Source organism: Mesorhizobium sp. RCAM 05104, assembly GCF_059683645.1.
Genome location: NZ_CM185033.1, coordinates 4,267,077 through 4,283,974, shown reverse-complemented (window position 1 = coordinate 4,283,974; position 16,898 = coordinate 4,267,077). Strand labels below are relative to the sequence as shown.

Annotated in this window: 19 protein-coding genes; 13 read left to right on the top strand and 6 right to left on the bottom strand. The window is 63.6% G+C overall.

The window, feature by feature from the left end; all coding sequences use genetic code 11:
* Positions 1 to 183 precede the first annotated feature (183 nt).
* Both rcdA and AC56QP_RS20965 read right to left on the bottom strand, forming a co-directional pair.
* A complete protein-coding gene (gene rcdA, locus AC56QP_RS20970; RefSeq protein WP_489858243.1) occupies positions 184 to 717 on the bottom strand; it encodes a protease adaptor protein RcdA in 534 nt (177 codons plus the stop codon).
* A 524-nt stretch (positions 718 to 1,241) separates the two neighbouring features.
* A complete protein-coding gene (locus tag AC56QP_RS20965) occupies positions 1,242 to 1,622 on the bottom strand; it encodes a hypothetical protein (RefSeq protein WP_489858244.1) in 381 nt (126 codons plus the stop codon).
* A 335-nt stretch (positions 1,623 to 1,957) separates the two neighbouring features.
* Here AC56QP_RS20965 and AC56QP_RS20960 point away from each other — a divergent pair, with 335 nt between their 5' ends.
* A complete protein-coding gene (locus tag AC56QP_RS20960; protein ID WP_489858245.1) occupies positions 1,958 to 2,509 on the top strand; it encodes a DUF2269 family protein in 552 nt (183 codons plus the stop codon).
* 54 nt (positions 2,510 to 2,563) lie between these two features.
* On the opposite strand, the gene AC56QP_RS20955 is transcribed toward AC56QP_RS20960, so the two are convergent.
* Both AC56QP_RS20955 and AC56QP_RS20950 read right to left on the bottom strand, forming a co-directional pair.
* Positions 2,564 to 3,334: a sulfite exporter TauE/SafE family protein gene (locus tag AC56QP_RS20955; RefSeq protein WP_489858246.1), complete on the bottom strand. Its 771-nt coding sequence runs from the start codon at positions 3,332 to 3,334 to the stop codon at positions 2,564 to 2,566.
* 142 nt (positions 3,335 to 3,476) lie between these two features.
* Positions 3,477 to 3,956 carry an Lrp/AsnC family transcriptional regulator gene (locus AC56QP_RS20950; protein ID WP_489858247.1) on the bottom strand — a complete coding sequence of 160 codons (480 nt, stop codon included), beginning with the start codon at positions 3,954 to 3,956 and terminating at the stop codon, positions 3,477 to 3,479.
* A gap of 132 nt (positions 3,957 to 4,088) precedes the next feature.
* Here AC56QP_RS20950 and AC56QP_RS20945 point away from each other — a divergent pair, with 132 nt between their 5' ends.
* From AC56QP_RS20945 to AC56QP_RS20930, 4 genes are all read left to right on the top strand, one after another.
* Positions 4,089 to 4,994: a DMT family transporter gene (locus tag AC56QP_RS20945; RefSeq protein WP_489858248.1), complete on the top strand. Its 906-nt coding sequence runs from the start codon at positions 4,089 to 4,091 to the stop codon at positions 4,992 to 4,994.
* Positions 4,995 to 5,063: 69 nt separating this feature from the next.
* On the top strand, positions 5,064 to 5,672 hold the full coding sequence (locus AC56QP_RS20940) for a PH domain-containing protein (RefSeq protein ID WP_489858249.1): 609 nt from the start codon (positions 5,064 to 5,066) through the stop codon (positions 5,670 to 5,672).
* A gap of 84 nt (positions 5,673 to 5,756) precedes the next feature.
* Positions 5,757 to 6,404, top strand: a complete 648-nt coding sequence (locus AC56QP_RS20935) for a thiamine phosphate synthase (RefSeq protein WP_091578798.1) — start codon at positions 5,757 to 5,759, stop codon at positions 6,402 to 6,404.
* Positions 6,364 to 7,446, top strand: coding sequence for a tetratricopeptide repeat protein (locus AC56QP_RS20930; protein ID WP_489858250.1), 1,083 nt, complete (start codon positions 6,364 to 6,366; stop codon positions 7,444 to 7,446). Before AC56QP_RS20935 ends, AC56QP_RS20930 begins: the two co-directional genes overlap by 41 nt.
* A gap of 15 nt (positions 7,447 to 7,461) precedes the next feature.
* On the opposite strand, the gene AC56QP_RS20925 is transcribed toward AC56QP_RS20930, so the two are convergent.
* Complete coding sequence (locus tag AC56QP_RS20925) at positions 7,462 to 8,478, bottom strand: zinc-dependent alcohol dehydrogenase family protein (RefSeq protein WP_489858251.1); 1,017 nt, start codon at positions 8,476 to 8,478, stop codon at positions 7,462 to 7,464.
* A gap of 101 nt (positions 8,479 to 8,579) precedes the next feature.
* Here AC56QP_RS20925 and AC56QP_RS20920 point away from each other — a divergent pair, with 101 nt between their 5' ends.
* The 7 genes from AC56QP_RS20920 (at position 8,580) to AC56QP_RS20890 (ending at position 14,765) form a co-directional block, all read left to right on the top strand.
* Positions 8,580 to 9,440, top strand: a complete 861-nt coding sequence (locus AC56QP_RS20920; protein ID WP_489858252.1) for a LysR family transcriptional regulator — start codon at positions 8,580 to 8,582, stop codon at positions 9,438 to 9,440.
* A 187-nt stretch (positions 9,441 to 9,627) separates the two neighbouring features.
* Positions 9,628 to 10,194, top strand: coding sequence for an elongation factor P (efp, locus tag AC56QP_RS20915; protein ID WP_091578946.1), 567 nt, complete (start codon positions 9,628 to 9,630; stop codon positions 10,192 to 10,194).
* Positions 10,195 to 10,280: 86 nt separating this feature from the next.
* Complete coding sequence (locus AC56QP_RS20910; protein ID WP_489858253.1) at positions 10,281 to 11,081, top strand: inositol monophosphatase family protein; 801 nt, start codon at positions 10,281 to 10,283, stop codon at positions 11,079 to 11,081.
* A gap of 102 nt (positions 11,082 to 11,183) precedes the next feature.
* Positions 11,184 to 11,870 carry a PAQR family membrane homeostasis protein TrhA gene (trhA, locus tag AC56QP_RS20905; RefSeq protein WP_489858254.1) on the top strand — a complete coding sequence of 229 codons (687 nt, stop codon included), beginning with the start codon at positions 11,184 to 11,186 and terminating at the stop codon, positions 11,868 to 11,870.
* Positions 11,871 to 12,032: 162 nt separating this feature from the next.
* On the top strand, positions 12,033 to 13,058 hold the full coding sequence (locus AC56QP_RS20900; RefSeq protein WP_489863550.1) for a MotA/TolQ/ExbB proton channel family protein: 1,026 nt from the start codon (positions 12,033 to 12,035) through the stop codon (positions 13,056 to 13,058).
* A 1-nt stretch (position 13,059) separates the two neighbouring features.
* Positions 13,060 to 14,091 (top strand): peptidoglycan -binding protein, encoded by a 1,032-nt coding sequence (locus AC56QP_RS20895; RefSeq protein WP_489858255.1) that lies wholly within the window; start codon positions 13,060 to 13,062, stop codon positions 14,089 to 14,091.
* Positions 14,092 to 14,330: 239 nt separating this feature from the next.
* The gene (locus AC56QP_RS20890; protein WP_489858256.1) at positions 14,331 to 14,765 is read left to right on the top strand and encodes a hypothetical protein; all 435 of its coding nucleotides are present in this window, start codon (positions 14,331 to 14,333) and stop codon (positions 14,763 to 14,765) included.
* A 140-nt stretch (positions 14,766 to 14,905) separates the two neighbouring features.
* Here the strand turns inward: AC56QP_RS20890 and AC56QP_RS20885 are convergent, their stop codons facing one another.
* Positions 14,906 to 15,259 (bottom strand): DUF1304 domain-containing protein, encoded by a 354-nt coding sequence (locus AC56QP_RS20885; protein ID WP_269907567.1) that lies wholly within the window; start codon positions 15,257 to 15,259, stop codon positions 14,906 to 14,908.
* Positions 15,260 to 15,401: 142 nt separating this feature from the next.
* Here AC56QP_RS20885 and AC56QP_RS20880 point away from each other — a divergent pair, with 142 nt between their 5' ends.
* Positions 15,402 to 16,889, top strand: a complete 1,488-nt coding sequence (locus AC56QP_RS20880) for a carboxypeptidase M32 (protein ID WP_489858257.1) — start codon at positions 15,402 to 15,404, stop codon at positions 16,887 to 16,889.
* The last annotated feature ends 9 nt before the right edge of the window (positions 16,890 to 16,898 follow it).

The following is a 16,898-nucleotide window of genomic DNA, read 5'->3' as shown; positions in this document are numbered from 1 at the left end:
AAATGTGAACAAACCAGAAACAACAACGCTCGCAACAGCCGCACAGGCTGTTTGAGAACGCGCTCTGGCGAGGCAGATGGGGTGGTTTCGAGAACCGGCGCGAAGCGTACTGAAGTCCGCCAAGCACCGGATGCGCGGAAAACCGCGTCAGGCGTCCGTCAGAGAGAGTCGTGATGCCGGCTATCAGCCGCGGGCGAAAGCCGTGTTCAACAGGCTGATCTGGTCGGAAACCGGGTTGGGGCGGCGGCCCATCGGTTGCATGTCGACCACGGCGCCATCGCCATAGATCTCTTCATCCATGCGACGCACCAGTGCCTGCAGGCGAAGCGAGCGGTTGACGAGGTCGAGGAAATCCTTGGGCAGTTCGGCCCAGCCGGCGGCTTCGTCATTGGCTGAAGCGGTGTCGAGACGAACCTTGGACTTTTCGGAAGCAACCTGATCGCGGGTCATCTCGCCGGAATTCGCCGCGCGCTGCAGAAGCAGCCAGGACGCAACCTGCATCAGCCTGGTGGTCAGCCGCATCGATTCGGCTGCATAGAGCGTGGCCGCCAGTCTGGAAAGTTTCTTCGCTTCGGCCCGGCCCTTGCCGTCGAGATACTCGGCCGCTTGCTCGACCAGGCCCATGCCTTCTTGGTAGAGCGGCTTGAAGGATTGCGAGAAAACCCGGCGCTCCGCCAGCTTGACGGTTTTCGCACTGCCCTTCGAAGGCTCGTTCATTGCTACGCCCCTGCACTTGCAACCGGCCATTCGGCTTATTGCCGATACCCCCGGCACCCTGATGAGTGAAGCTTGAAAATGCGCTTCGTCACCGGTGAAGGCAAGCACATGTTTAACAGAAGGTTAACGGCGATCCGATGTCGGACGCCCCTGGGACGCGGACAAAAAAAGAGCCGCGGATAAGGCGGCTCTCAGGAGTTTAACAGGGAGGCGTCAAACAAAGTGGCTCCAACCACTCGGTAAGAATCCAGATCACTGGATGAACATAGTAAACACCTGTAAAGCTTAATGGAGCCTTAACCGCGCGATTGTTTTTTGACCGAACCCCGCCGTTCTGTGCCGTAACAGCACAGAAACGGACCCCGCTTCAGGTTCGGAGCCTGTTTCGAAAGTCGCTCTGGCGAGTCATAGGATGGGGGTTTCGAGAGCCGGAGCGCAGCGGACATTTAAGTCCGTAAGCCCCCGGAAACACAGAAAACACCATCAGATGGCCGCCAGAGTAGAGTTTCAAACAGGCTCTCGGTTCAGGCCGTCTTCCAGACCGCCGGCAAGGCGATGAAGGCAAACAGCAGCATGGCAGCGTAGAAGCCCATCGAAGAGGCCGCCACCAGCGGTTCGATCGCGGCATTGCCGGCAAGCAGGAAATACAGGCCGATCAGCAGGCCGATGCCGCTGATTGCGGTCAGCCAGAAATGGACGACGGCGACCGTCTTTTGCCCGACCGCTGGAAACAGATGGTAGAAGAAGGCGAACACCGCCGACATCAGCCATCCGGCGACCATCGTGTGAGCGTGGGTCGGCATCTGGCCATGATCATGGCTGATCGCCATGTGCAGGCCGAGCGCCATTCCGCACAGCGCATAGATGACGGCCAGCGTGAAGAAATTTCGTGCTACCCCTTGCATAATGTTCCCCCGAATTGCCTTTTCCCGTCTGCGGGAATGGGTTGATCGTCAGGCGATTGTTTTCGCCACCGGGCTCCCGGCATCGGCGCACTAGCATCGGCAATGTTTCCGGACGATGTCGCGCCAACCCCTCCCGACACTTGATGTGCTAGCAGAAAACCAGGTTGCGTGCTCGCTATCTCGGCGGCTTCGTTCGCCGGGCAGGAGGCTGAAACAGAGCCGGCTTTTTCGCGACATCGTTCCGAAACAGCGGCGGCGCTAAACGCCCGCTCCTCTGACGGCAGGTGCAAATCGTGCCCCCGCCGCAACCCACCAGAACACCCCAGGAGCAACCCATGGATTGGTATTCCATCGTCAAATTCCTCCACGTCGTCTCGGCCATTCTGTGGGTCGGGGGCGGTTTCGTGCTGTTCCTGCTCGGCGTGCTTGCCGAGCGCGCGGGCAACATCGAGGACAAGTTGCAGGCGATGCGCGCCAGTGGGCAGCTGGGCGGCAGGTTCTTCGCGCCGATGTCGATGCTGACCCTGATCTTCGGCCTGATCATGTGCGGCTTCTGGGTCGGCTTCTCCGATCTGTGGATCGTCATCGGTCTCGCCGGCTACGCGACAACCTTTTCGATCGGCATGTTGATCTTCAAGCCGACCGGCGAACGCATGGGCGCGATGATCGCCAAGGAAGGCATCACGCCCGCGGTCCTTGCCATCGGCCAGCGCATGATGAGCGCAGCGCGCTTCGACTATGCTGTGATGCTGGTGATCATCGCCGACATGGTGCTCAAGCCGACCGCGCATGACATCGGCATCCTCGCCGGCATGGTGCTGGTCGTCGTGGTGGGCGCCATGCTGGCCTTCGGCGGCAACCGTCGCCTCGTGCCGAGCGCCGCCTGACGGCGCCGTGATGGTAGGGGCGGCTGTGCAGCCGCCTCACCTTCTTGCATCAGGTTACATCAGGCCGGCGATGCCGTCCCACAACAGCTTCACCGCCACGACCGCCACGGTCGCGTAGGTGAAAGGGTAAAAGGTTTCCGGCCGCATCCGCCGCACCAGCCACGCCCCGGCGATGGTCGACAGCGGCGCCAGCGGCATCAGCACCGCCGACGCCGTCAGATTGGCGGTGTCGAACTGGCCGAGCGCGAAATAGGGCACCAGCTTCAGCGCATTGGTGGCGGCAAAGAAGATCGCGGCGGTGCCCGACAACACCTTGGGGTCGAGCCGGATCGGCAAGGCGTAGACCTGGAAGGGCGGGCCGCCGACATGGGCGACGAAGCTGGTGAAGCCGGCCACGATACCCCAGACGGCGGCGGCCGCGCGGTTGGGTGCGACCGCATGGTCGGCGCCATGACGAAACTGCAGATAGAGCCAGCGCAGGACGAAGATGATGGCGACGGCGCCGACGATCAGCCGCACCGCCTCTTCGGTGACGAGCGCGGCCGTCAGCCAGCCGAGGCCGATGCCGATGACGGCGCCCGGCATCATGTCGACCAGCATCTTGCGATCGTAGACGCCCCACCATGCCCATACCGACACGATGTCCATCAGGCACAGGATCGGCAGCAGGATGGCCGCCGCCTGCACCGGCGGCATGGTCAGCGCCATCAGCGGCACGCCGACAAAACCCACAGCGCCGCCAAAACCACCCTTGGACAGGCCGACCAGAATGACCGCCGGTATGGCGGCCGCGTAGAACCACGGATCGAGAAACAGGCCTGACATGGGGAGGGGCTGGGCTGGAGGGAAGGCGCGTCGACGCTTGAATAACCCAGAATCTTGAGCGGAGCGACAGCAAATATGAACGTGGCCGCGGCATCGTGGCTGCGAAGGCTCGCTCGGCAGCCGGGGACAGCGTTCTGCCGGCTCAGGATGCCGGCAGAACCCCTGCCCGGTCACGCGGTGAAGCTGCATCGAGCGGTGGCGGCCGCCGCCGGATCGGCTGCGCCTTGATGATCGCGGTGCTTGTCTCGGCCTTGTCGGCGATGCGGTCAAGGATCCCGTCGAGGTCACCGATCGAGCGCACGAACAGCCGCGCGACAAAGCAGTCATCGCCCGTCACCTTGTCGCATTCGCCGAACTCCGGGATCTCCTCGATCAGCTTCTGGACGATATGCAGCTTGCCCGGCAGGGGCCGGATGCGCACGATCGCCTGCAAGGTATAGCCAAGCGCCAGCGGATCGATCTCGACGGTGAATGCCCGGATGACGCCGCGCTCCTCGAGCCGGCGAAGCCGTTCCGAAACGCTTGGCGACGACAGCCCGACTTGGGCAGCCAGTTCCTTTAACGAGGTTCGCGCATCCTTGACCAGGATTTCGAGCAGATGTCGGTCGAGATCGTCCAGCATTTTACATTTCTCATAATTCCGCAGCCATGGCCTAATATAATTAGGTCATACAGCCATACCACCTCTCCAATCAGATAGAAAGCCTCGGCACCGCATGAGATCATGCCGGCTCAACGGGTTCGGAGGTTTGTTGTGAACGACACGGTGCGCGGCACGGTCGAAATGTCGGCCGCTATGGCGATCCTGGGAACGATCGGATGGTTCGTCGTCCTGTCCGGCCAGCCGATCATGGATGTGGTGTTCTGGCGTTGCGCTTTCGGCGCGCTGACGCTGCTCATCATCTGCGCCGGCCTCGGCTTGCTGCGCGACCGGCTATCGCTGCGCGTCATCGGCCTTGCCGCGCTCGGCGGCGTCGCCATCGTCGTCAACTGGCTCCTGCTTTTCAGCGCGTTTTCGCGAGCGTCGATTTCGATCGCCACCGCTGTCTACAACACGCAGCCCTTCATGCTGGTCGGCTTTGGCGCGCTTTTCTTCGCCGAGCGGTTGACCCTGACGAAGCTGACCTGGCTGGCCATCGCCTTCGCCGGCATGGTGCTGATCGTGCAGGCCGCTCCTGACGCCGGCGATGTCGGCTCGAACTATTTCGCCGGCATCGTCATGGCGCTGGGCGCGGCCTTCTTCTGGGCCGTCGCCGCCATCGTCACCAAGAAGCTCAAGGGCACGCCGCCGCACCTGATCGCGCTCATCCAGGTCTGTGTCGGCGTCGTCATGCTGGCGACCTTCGCCAATCTTTCGCATCTTCCCGCCGACCCTTGGAGCTGGGCCGTGCTGGCGACGCTCGGCGTTGTGCACACCGGGCTGATGTACATCCTGATGTATGGCGCCATCCAGAAGCTGCCGACGCATCTGCAGGGCTCGCTGTCCTTCATCTATCCCGTCGTCGCCATCCTGGTCGATGTCACCGCCTTCGGCCATCGGCTGCATCTGAGCCAGATCGCCGGCGCCGCCGCCATCCTGATCGCCGCCGCCGGCATGAATCTCGGCTGGACGCTGTGGACGTCAAAAACGCCGGTGCAAAATCCTCAAGCCAGCAGATAGAGCGCTGCCGATTTGCAAGGCAAGCAGGACTCATGCAATGAAAGTCCAGGCGCATGCGATGGGTGTGGCGTGGACGTCGGGACCTTTCAGAAACGGCTGTTGCCTCGCGAACGCATCTTGTGGAGCGGTCTTCCCGCGCAGGGCGTATTGTTCACCGGTCGCGACATGTTTCTCATCCCGTTCAGTCTGCTTTGGTGCGGGTTTGCAATTTTCTGGACTTATATGGCGACAAGGCAAGGTGCGCCGCTTTTCTTCGATGCGTGGGGCGGGATGTTCATCTGCATCGGGCTGTTCTTTGTCTTTGGCAGGTTTGCGCTCGACGCATGGTTGAGACGACGTATCTCTTATGCGGTCACGGACAAGCGCATTCTCATCATGCGCACCGCCCCTTTCTCCAGTTTCACATCGATCGATCTGGAGCGTCTCCCCGATATCCAACTGAGCGGCGAGGGAGCAAAGCGTGGCAATCTGCGTTTCGGGGCAGCGTCATCCCTCTTCGGAAACCCCGGGATGGGTGGTTGGTCCCAGTCTCGCTATCAAGGTTTTGGCGGCTGGGCTCCGGCTCTTGACCCGGTTCCGCAATTTCTGGGCATCGAGGATCCGTCGAAAGTCTTCGACATCGTAACGAAAGCCAGCAACGCCCTTCGCTCCGATCGCCGGTCGTCGCCTGACAGCTAGCGCCTGTTCAATCCCGGCACTTTGCTCTATGCCGCAATCCAACCATCTTCGCCCGGCATAGGCGAAACCCGGGATCGAAGAACCATGAATGACGCCACGCCCCCCAATCGCTGCCGCATCGTGCTGATCGCGCCGCCCGGTGTGCCGGCGGCCCGTATCGCGGCCGCATTCGACGGTGGCGACGTCGCTTCGTTGATCCTGCCCGAGAACGGCATGGACGAAGCTTCCTTCCAGGCCTTTGCCGAACAGGTCGTGCCGGCCGCGCAGGCCGCGGGCGTGGCCGTCATCATCGCCGGTGACACCCGCATCGCGGGGCGTGTCCAGGCCGATGGCATCCATGTCGAGGTTTCCAAGGCCGAGCTCGCCGAGACGATCGAGCATTTCCAGGAAAAGATGATGGTCGGTGCCGGCGGCGCCAAGAAGCGCGACGACGCACTGGAACTCGGCGAGACACGGCCTGACTACATCTTCTTCGGCCGCTTCGGCTACGACAACAAGCCGGACCCGCATCCGCGCAACCTGTCGCTGGGTGAATGGTGGGCGCAGATGATCCAGATCCCTTGCATCGTCATGGCAGGATCCGATCTTGCTTCTGTCGAAACCGTGGCCGCCACCGGCGCCGAGTTCGTCGCGCTGTCGAGCGCGGTGTTCGCCGACGGCGTCGACCCGAAAACAGCGGTCGCTCAAGCCAATGCGCTGCTCGACGAAACCGCGCCGCGTTTCGAGGATTGACGTGGCTCTGGCGAGGCTTCCCTTTCAGGCCCTGCTTGCGGCGGTCATGATCCAGGCCGCCGCCGCCGAAACGATTCCCTTGCCGCAGCCCAAGCCGGAAGTCGGTGTGCACACCGACAAACCGATCGACAGGCCGCTGCCGCAGCCCGCCACCACGACCGAGCCGGCTCCGCTGCCGTCGGCCGACGCCATCAATCCTGACCGCTTCGGGGCCAAGCCGGCCGACGCCGCCTACGGCGCCTTCCAGCGCGGGCTTTACAAGACGGCCTACAACCTCGCGCTGATCCGCGCCCAAAACGGCGACCCGGCGGCGCAGACGCTGGTGGCCGAGATCCTGTCGCGCGGGCTGGGTGTGCCGCTGAATAGCGCGGAAGCGGCCAAATGGTATGCGCTTGCCGCCGAACAGGGCGTGCCGGAAGCGCAGTTCCAGTATGCGCTGATGCTGCTCGACGGCCGCTACGTCAAGAAGGACGAGAAGGGCGCCTATGCGCTGATGCAGGCCGCCGCCGAAGCCGGCAACCGGCTGGCACAGTTCAATTTCGCGCAGATGCTGGTCCAGCAGGACCCCGGCGACGCCGGCATCGCCAAGGCGGTTTCCTACTATGAGCGCGCCGCCGCGACCGGCCTCGCCGACGCGCAATATGCGATGTCGCAGATCTATGCCAATGGCGTCGGCGGCAAGCCGCGCGACGATGCACAGGCCAGGCGCCTGCTGGCGCAGGCCGCGCGACAGAACTACGACACCGCGCAGATCGATCTCTCCGCCTGGATGATCGAGGGACGCGGTGGTGCGCGCGACCTGAAATCCGCCTTCGGCTGGATGAAGCAAGCGGCGGAGGGCGGCAATATCGCAGCCCAGAATCGCCTTGCCAAACTCTATATGCAAGGCATCGGCACCGATCCGGACCTTGTCCTTGCCGGCGCCTGGTACATCGTCGCCCGCCGCGCCGGTCTCATCGATCCGCAAATGGACGATTTCCTGCAGGGGCTGAGCGACGACGAGACCAAGCAGGCATTGCAGAAGGCGAACCGCCTGCCTTGACGGGCGTGCGCAAAATCACCGCGTGTGATCGAGGACGACCTTGCCGAAGGGCGAGCCATGCTCGAGATGGCGAAAGGCCGCTGCCGCCTGACCCCATGGGAAGACCCGGTCGATCACCGGCCGCAACCGGTTGACGGCAATTGCCCTGTTCATGGCCTCGAAGGATTCGCGTGAGCCGACCGGTATGCCGCGTGCCCTCACCTGGCGACGAAAGATATCGAGCGGATTGACCGACCCCTCGCTGCCGCCGAGATAGCCAATGACGTTGATCTGGGCCCCGCGCGCCGCGGCCTTGAGCGACTGCGCGAAGCTTTGCGGTCCACCGACTTCGATGATGTAGTCGACGCCACGGCCATCGGTCAGCGCCAGCACCGCTGACGACCAATCCGGGTCGTTTCTGTAGTTGACGCCGTCATGGGCGCCGAGTTGCCTTGCCCGCGCGAGCTTCGCGTCGCTGCTCGACGTGACGATGACGCGCGCGCCGGCAGCGGCGGCGAACTGTACCGCAAACAGCGACACGCCGCCTGTGCCGAGGCTGAGCACGGTTTCGCCCGGCTTAAGATGGCCTTCGGTGAACAGCGCATGCCAGGCGGTAACGGCAGCGCAAGGCAGCGTCGCCGCCTCGATGTCGCTCAAATGCGCCGGGGCGAGCACGGCAGCCTGTTCGTCCAGCCGGGCGAACTCGCTGAGCAGCCCGTCGACGGGACCGCCGCGCTGATAGGACGGCTCGGCCATGGCAAAGCTGCCACCGACCCAACGCTGCCAGAACGTGCCGCAAACACGGTCGCCGATCTTGAAGCGGCTGACCTCTGGGCCGACGGCCACGACTTCGCCGACCCCGTCCGAGAGCGGCACCAGCGGCAGTGGGAACGTCGTGTGATAATTGCCGCGCACGATTTCCACGTCGCGGTAGTTGAGCGCTGTCGCCTTGACCCTGATGATCATTTCCTGGCGGCCCGGCTCCGGCATTGGCCGTTCGACCTGCCTGAGATTGTCGATGCCGCCCGGGTTCTGCAATTCGATCGCTTTCATGTCGTTATCCTTTCCGTTGAAAGGAAAATCGCTTGCCAGGCATCGGATTTCAAATTCATAATAATCAAAATGATTATGCCCCTAGAACATGGTTGAAATAAATGCTCGAGGAACTGCGCACGCTTGTCCTGTTCGCCGAGGAAGGCTCGATCCAGAAAGTGGCCCGGCGTCTGCCTTTGACGCAGCCGGCAGTGACGAGGCAGATCCAGCGGCTGGAAGACATGCTCGCCACCACACTGCTCGACCGGCGGCAGAAGCCGCCGCGACTGACCCAGGCAGGCCTGGACGTGCTGGCCCGCGGCCGCGACATCCTCGCTTCGGTCGAGGCGCTGAAAGCCTTCGCCGGCAGTGCCGAGCCGGAAGGTGTGCTTCGCCTTGGCCTTGCCCACGGCCTCTCCGACCGGGACGTGGCAGCGGCCGTCGCCAACGCCGCCGCGCCGTTTGCGAAGGTTTCGCTGCGCCTCAAAACCGGCTGGAGCGCCGAGCTCGTCGATCAGTTTGGTCGCGGGCAGCTCGATATCGCCATCGTGCTGCGGGCAAGTGGCGGTGACCGCAGCGGAGACGTCATCGGCACCGAACGTCTCGGCATTGTGGCCGGCCTGCAGCTCGGCCAGGCGCCCGATCCGGCAAACGCGGCATGGGTCCTGAGCCTCGCGCCATGCGACGCGCGCCAACGGCTGCTCGCCGTCTTCGGCGATGACGGGAGGAGGCTGTCCATCGCCGCTGAAATCCAGGACCCGGCCATGCAGATGGAATGGGTGCGCCGGGGTCACGGACTTAGCCTGATGCCGATGCGCCTCCTCCGCCAGCATATGCCGGAGGGCGTTACGCTCGTCGACGCGGAAAAACTCGACCTGTCCATGCAGGTGGTCGTCATGCGGTCGCCACATATCCACCGACTGACAAAGGTCGCCGATGCCATCGCCGAGGCGGTTGGCGTTGTTGTCAATCGGAACGCCTGACCAAGCCGGCGAAGGCATCACATCTGCGAACCCCGACCCGGGCATGTCGTCGCTGCTACTTCGCCGCAACCTGCCCGCTCCCTTGCCTCTTCTGGCGATTTGTGGTCTTGGGAGCCCGAAATCGCTTTCCCAGCGAACATCCCATACCAACGGCTTGGCCGTTGGTAGCATCCCGGATCACCGCATCATGGCCAAGATCAATGGCAACGAAATCCGTCCCGGCTTCGTCATCGAACACGATGGCGGCCTCTGGGTGGCGGTCAGGACCAACACCGTTAAGCCTGGCAAGGGCGGCGCCTACAACCAGGTCGAGCTGAAGAACCTGATCAACGGCACCAAGCTCAACGAGCGCTTTCGCTCGGCCGAAACGGTCGAGCAGATCAGGCTCGACCTCAAGGATTTTTCCTTCCTCTACGCGCAGGAAGACGCGCTGGTGTTCATGGATACCCAGAGCTACGAGCAACTCGAACTGAACAAGGACTTCGTCGGCGATCGCGCCGCCTTCCTGCAGGACGGTATGATGGTGACGGTCCAGCTCTACGAGGACCGGCCGATCGGCATCTCCTTGCCTGACTATGTGACGCTGACCATCACCGAGGCGGACCCGGTAGTGAAGGGCCAGACGGCGGCTTCATCCTACAAGCCGGCGGTGTTGGAGAACGGCATCCGCGTGCTCGTGCCGCCATTCATCGGCGCCGGCGAGCGCATCATCGTCGACACCAACGAAATCACTTACGTGCGCCGCGCCGACTGATGCGTGTCGCCCAAGAGCGGCCCCGGTTTTGGGTCGCCGACATGCGTCAAGACAGAGTTTAAAGCGCAGCAGCAGGAAGAGGCACGATGGCACGCTCCGCACTTCTCAACGTCATGGTTCAGGCCGCCATGAAGGCCGGCCGCTCGCTGTCGCGCGACTTCGGCGAGGTGCAGAACCTGCAGGTGTCGATGAAGGGCCCCGGCGACTATGTCAGCCAGGCCGACCGCAAAGCCGAGGATATCCTCTTTGCCGAGCTGTCGAAGGCGCGGCCGGGCTATTCCTTCCTGATGGAGGAACGCGGCACGGTGGAAGGCGATGACGGCCAGCACCGCTGGATCGTCGACCCGCTCGACGGCACCACCAATTTCCTGCACGGCATTCCGCTCTTCGCCGTTTCGATCGCCTTGGAACGCCAAGGCCAGATCGTTGCCGGCGTCATCTACAATCCGGCGATGGACGAGCTCTACACCGCCGAACGCGGCGGCGGCGCCTTCATGAACGATCGCCGCCTGCGGGTCGCCGGCCGCATCAAGCTGGTCGACACGGTCATCGGCTGCGGCATGCCGCATCTGGGACGCGGCCACCACGGCAATTTCCTTGTCGAATTGCGCAACGTCATGGCCGAGGTCTCAGGCGTCCGCCGCCTCGGCTCCGCCTCGCTCGATCTTGCCTATGTCGCCGCCGGCCGCATGGATGGCTTCTGGGAAACCGGCCTGTCGGCCTGGGACATCGCCGCCGGCCTTCTGCTGATCCGCGAGGCGGGCGGTTTCGTTTCGGACATGGATGGCGGACAGGACATGCTCGACAATGGCTCGGTGGTCGCCGGCAACGAGGTCATCCAGCGCGCTTTGCTCAAGGTCGTGAAGAAGCCGTTCACGCCGCGCTGACAGGCCCGCCGCGCTGAAGCGCCGCAGTCGTAAAACCGCCAACAAGACTTGAAATACTGCCTGCCGACCTCAGATTGGGGTACGGCGCAGGAACCCGGCAGTGTGAAAGACGTCAAGCCCCACCCCGACATCCCGTTCATCGGACGCTGGCACTATTCGCGCGCCGAGATGATCGCCGACGGTATCGTCCATGCCGTCGGCATCGTGCTGGCGATAGCGGCCGGTTCGGCATTGCTGGCGCTGGCCGCCTTTCGCGTCGGGCCGGGCGAATACATCGCCGCCGCCTTCTATGTGGTTTCGCTGCTCACCGTGCTGTCGGTGTCGCTGACCTACAATCTGTGGCCGGTATCATCGCCGAAGAAATGGGTCCTGCGGCGCTTCGATCACGCCGCGATCTATCTGCTGATCGCCGGAACCTACACGCCTTTCCTGGCCCAGCTCGGCGGTTCGCCGCTGGCGGGCTGGATGATTGTCCTCGTCTGGAGCGCCGCGGCGCTGGGCATCACCATCAAGGTGTTCTTTCCCGGCCGTTTCGACCGGCTGGCCATCGTCTTCTATCTCGCCATCGGCTGGAGCGGCATCATCCTGGCAAAGCCGCTTGTCCAGACGCTGCCAACGACATCGATCGCGCTGATCGTCGCTGGCGGCATCGTCTATTCCTGCGGCGTCATCTTCTTCGCCTGGAAGGGGCTGCGCTTCCACAATGCGCTGTGGCACGGCTTCGTCGTCACCGGCGCCGGCCTGCATCTGGCCGCCATGGTCGATTGTCTGGTCATCAACCGCCTCTGACCCGGCGCACGACCCTGGAAACCGGTTTCGGTTTCCGCGTGCGATCGAACGCGCGTCGCATCGAGCGGCCGGCAATATTGCCAAGCGCCATTCAATTTGGTCACAATTCCGTTTAGAGTCGCGTTCAACCTGATCGGCGGCGGCATCGGAAACGGGGCACGGATGGCTTTTCTCAAATCCTTCGGCGTGGGCAGACGTTCTGATGTCCTGATCTACGACCCGCATAAGCTGTCGAGTCCGCAGGTCTTCCTGCTGACCATGGTGATCTTCCTGGCCATCGTGGCGTTCATTGCCGCGATCCTGACCCGCCAGATCTCGACGGCCTTCGGCAGCAATCCCGGCCTCAACGGCCTGATCGTCGGCGTGCTGGCGGTGGGCATCCTGCTGGCCTTCGCCCAGGTCGGGCGGCTGTTTCGCGAAGTGCGCTGGGTCAACTCCTTCCGCGCTGGCTCGGAAACCACCGAACCGGTGCTGCTGGCGCCGATGAAGGCGATGCTCAGCCGCTCCTCGTCGATGGCTTTTTCGACCAGTTCGATGCGCACCATGCTCGATTCCATCGCCACGCGCCTGGATGAAAGCCGCGACACCTCGCGCTATCTGGTCGGCCTGCTGGTGTTCCTCGGGCTGCTCGGCACCTTCTGGGGCCTCTTGAACACCATCGGCTCGATCCGCGAGACCATCGAATCGCTCGACCCGGGCACGGGTGACGCGGCCGCGGTGCTCGATTCGCTCAAGCAGGGGCTTTCCGCGCCGCTGGCCGGCATGGGCACCGCCTTCTCGTCCTCGCTATTCGGCCTGTCCGGCTCGCTGGTGCTCGGCTTCCTCGACCTGCAGGCCGGCCGCGCCCAGACGCGTTTCTACACCGAGCTGGAAAACTGGCTGTCATCGGTCACCGACCTGTCGTCCGACATCGTCGTTTCCGACCCGGCCAAGACCGAATCCTCGGATGAGATTCGTGTGCTGTCCGAACGGCTGCGCAGCATGCAGGAGAATGGCGGCGGCTCCAACCCGCGCGTCGCCACCGCCATGGCCAATCTCGCCGACGGCATTTCCGGGCTGGTCAAGAACATGCGCTCGGAACAGCAGATCATGCGCGACTGGGTCGAGGCCCAGTCCGACGAGCAGAAGGCGATGCGCAACACGCTGGAAAAGATCGCCGACGCCTTGAAGAAGCCCGGGGTGCACTGACGTGGCGCTCGCCAGGGGCCGGCGCACCGATCGCCGCATCGACTATTGGCCGGGCTTCGTCGACGCGCTGTCGACGCTGCTTCTGGCCATCATGTTCCTGCTCACGGTCTTCGTGCTGGCACAATTCCTGCTCGGCCGCGAACTGTCCGGCAAGGATACCGCGCTCACGCGCCTCAACTCGCAGATCAACGAACTGACCCAGCTTCTGGCGCTGGAGCGCTCGACGGCGCAGGACAAGGATGATTCGCTGGCCAATCTGCAGGCATCGCTGTCGGCGGCGGAAGCCGAGAAGAGCCGGCTCGAACAATTGCTGGCGCAAGGTGCGGGCGCCGGCGACGCCGCCAACCAGCGTGCGGCAGAGCTGGGCGGCGAACTCGACAACCAGCGCCAGATCAGTCAGCAGGCGCTGAGCCAGGTCGAGATCCTCAACCAGCAGATCGCGGCACTGCGCAAGCAGATCGGCGCGCTCGAGGATGCGCTCAACGTGTCCGAAACGCGCGACCGCGATTCCAACACCAAGATCGCCGATCTCGGCCGCCGCTTGAACGTGGCACTTGCGCAGCGCGTGCAGGAACTGAACCGCTACCGCTCCGACTTCTTCGGGCGCTTGCGCGAAATCCTCGCCGACCGCGAGAACATCCGGATCGTCGGCGACCGCTTCGTCTTCCAGTCGGAAGTGCTGTTCCCGACCGGCTCCGAAGAGATCAACGATGCCGGTAAGGTCGAGATGAAGAAACTCGCCGACGCCATCATCGAGTTGCAGAAGGAAATTCCCCCAGAGATCAACTGGGTGCTGCGCGTCGACGGCCATACCGACAACAAGCCGCTTTCGGGCACCGGCCGCTACCGCGACAACTGGGAGCTGTCGACGGCGCGTTCGACCTCGGTGGTGAAGTTCCTGATCGAGAACGGCGTACCGGCCAACCGGTTGGTCGCCGCCGGCTTCGGCGAGTTCCAGCCGCTCGACCCGGCCGACACCGAAGAGGCCCGCAACAAGAACCGCCGTATTGAGCTGAAGCTCACCGAACGGTGATCCCGCATCACGCGAATTTGTTCGCCGGCTCAACGCTAGGGCGCAGCCGTGGACCGGCAAGGCCTGAAAAGATTATCTTTTTTTAATTACACATCGTGCCGGTGCGGTCCTAGCTTCCCGCCTGGGCCGAGAACCGCCGGCGATGAATCCTCCCATCGTGACGCGACGGAACCGGACGGCCCGCGGCCGGAAGGCTGTCGGAACAACCGCCACCTTCCTCTTCAAGAGGAGACGCGACGATGCGCTCTTTTACTCCCAGGACCTCGCTCAGAACTGCAACATTCACGGCGTTCCTCATCGCCGTTCCGCTTGCCGGCGCCTATGCGGCGGGCCATCATAAAGGCGCTCTCGACGAAACTGCGCCGACCGACTTTACCGGCCCGCGCGTCGAAGGTCTCATCGAACAGGTCCAAGGCGTCCAACAGGGCATAGTCGACGCCAGGCAGGCCAACACCATCACGCCGGCGGTGGCGCAACGCCTGGAAATGCGCACGGCTCGCATCAGTCAGGCGGCCGAGAAGATCGCGGCGTCGGATCACGGCAGGATACCGGCCGCGCAATACCATGAGCTGCTGCGCCGGCTCGACAATGTCGACCAACGGCTGATGGTCGACACCGGCAGCGGCTTCATGATCGGCGATGGTTCCGACGGCGGAAACTACCCGAACGGCTGAGACCGGCTATCGCGGCGCGCGCCCGCGGCACTTCGATATTGCGCATGATCCGACCGAAATCGGTTCCGATTTCGGGCCATGCACCAGGAAGGGACCACCTGGCGCCTTCGGGACCCCAATCCCGCGGGCGTCCTTTTTCCCTACCAGCCGAGCCAGACCGCGATCAGGGCAAGCACTGCCGGCACGGTCTGGATGAACAGGATCTTGCGACCAACCGTCGCCGCGCCATAGAGGCCGGCAATGGCCACGCACAACAGGAAGAAAACCTTGACCTGGAAGCCACCCGCGCCAAGGGTGAGCCCCCAGATCAGGCCGGCGGCAAGGAAGCCGTTGTAGAGCCCCTGATTGGCGGCGAGCACCTTCGAAGCGCTGGCGAATTCCGGCGTCAGATTGAATGCCTTGTGTCCGCTCGGCGTGTCCCACAGCACCATCTCGAGATAGACGATGTAGACATGGATCAAGGCCACCAGCCCGACCAGGATGTTGCCGATCATCTTGTTCCCCCTTCATGCGTCGCCGGCAGCATTTCACGCGCGGCCTCACCTGCGCAAGATGCATCCGCCGCACAGGGCCGCAGGGTTGCAAACGTCTTTGCGTTGGTATCTTTTCGCGCCGTCCCCAATCACGGAAGCCGCCATGTCCTTTCAAAAACTCGATGATCTCGGCCACAAACTCGAAGCGCTCGAGCATGCGCTGGCCATCCTCGGCGCCGATGAAGCGACCCATATGGCCGTCGGCGGCGGCGAGAAGCGCGCCGAGGCTATGGCGGCACTGGCCGGCATGTATCACACCAGGGCGACGGCGCCGGAAATCGCCGACTGGATAGCCGTCGCCGAAGGCGAGACGCTCGGCGAAGAGCAACGGGCGGCTCTCGCCGAATTGCGGCGGCAATACACCAACCTGACCTGCCTGCCGGTCGAGTTCGTAGAACGGCAGACGACGGCGCGCATGCGTTGCGAGCAATTGTGGCGCGACCTGCGCGCCAAGAACGATTGGGCCGGCTTCCAGCCGGCGCTCGAGGGCGTGGTGGCGCTGGTGCGCGAGGAGGCCGCCTTGCGCGCCGACGTCCTCGGTCTCGCCCCCTATGACGCGCTGATGGAGCAATACGACCCCGGTAACCGCGCCGCCGACATCACTCCTGTCTTCACCGACCTGAAAGCTTTCCTCAGAGGTTTCGTGCCCGAGGCGCTGGCGATACAGGAAGCGCGGTTGCGCAAGCACCCGCTGAAGCCGCTTTCGGGGACCTATGCGATCGACCGCCAGCGCGAGCTCGGCCTTGCCATGATGGCGGCGGTCGGCTTCGATCTGACACACGGTTCGCTGTCGGTATCGCATCACCCTTTCTGCGGCGGCGTGCCGAGCGACGTGCGCATCACCACCCGCTACAAGACCTCCGACTTCCTCTCGGCGCTGATGGGCGTGCTGCACGAGACCGGCCATGCGCTATACGAACAAAACCTGCCGAAGGCATGGTCGCACTGGCCGCTCGGCAAGGCGCGCGGCATGGCCGTGCATGAAAGCCAGAGCCTGTTCGTCGAAAAGCAGATCGGCCGCAACCCTGCCTTCTGGCGCTGGGCGCTGCCGGTGGTCGAAAGGCATCTCGGCGAAGCCTGGTCGCTCGACGACATCCTGCCGCATGTGCATCGCGTCGAACGCGGCCTGATCCGTGTCGACGCCGACGAGGTGACCTATCCGCTGCATGTCATCCTGCGCTACGAGCTGGAGCAGGAGCTCGTCTCGGGCAGGCTGGAGGTGGCTGACCTGCCTGAAGCCTGGGACGCCAAGATGCGCGACTATCTCGGGCTTTCCACCATCGAAAATCCTGCCGACGGACCGATGCAGGACGTGCATTGGCCGGGTGCCGCCTTCGGCTACTTCCCCTCCTATACGCTGGGCGCGATGATGGCGGCCCAGCAATGGGCGGCGCTGACAAGGGACCATCCGTCCGCTGATGGCGACCTCGCCAGGGGCGATTTCGAGGCGATCAACGCCTGGCGGCGCGACAGGATCTGGTCGCAAGGCTCGCGCTGGTCGACGCCGGATCTGCTCGAGCGCGCCACCGGTGAGAAGCTCAACGCCACGTATTTCACCGATCATCTGCGCAAACGGTATGGAAACGCGTGAGGCTATGGG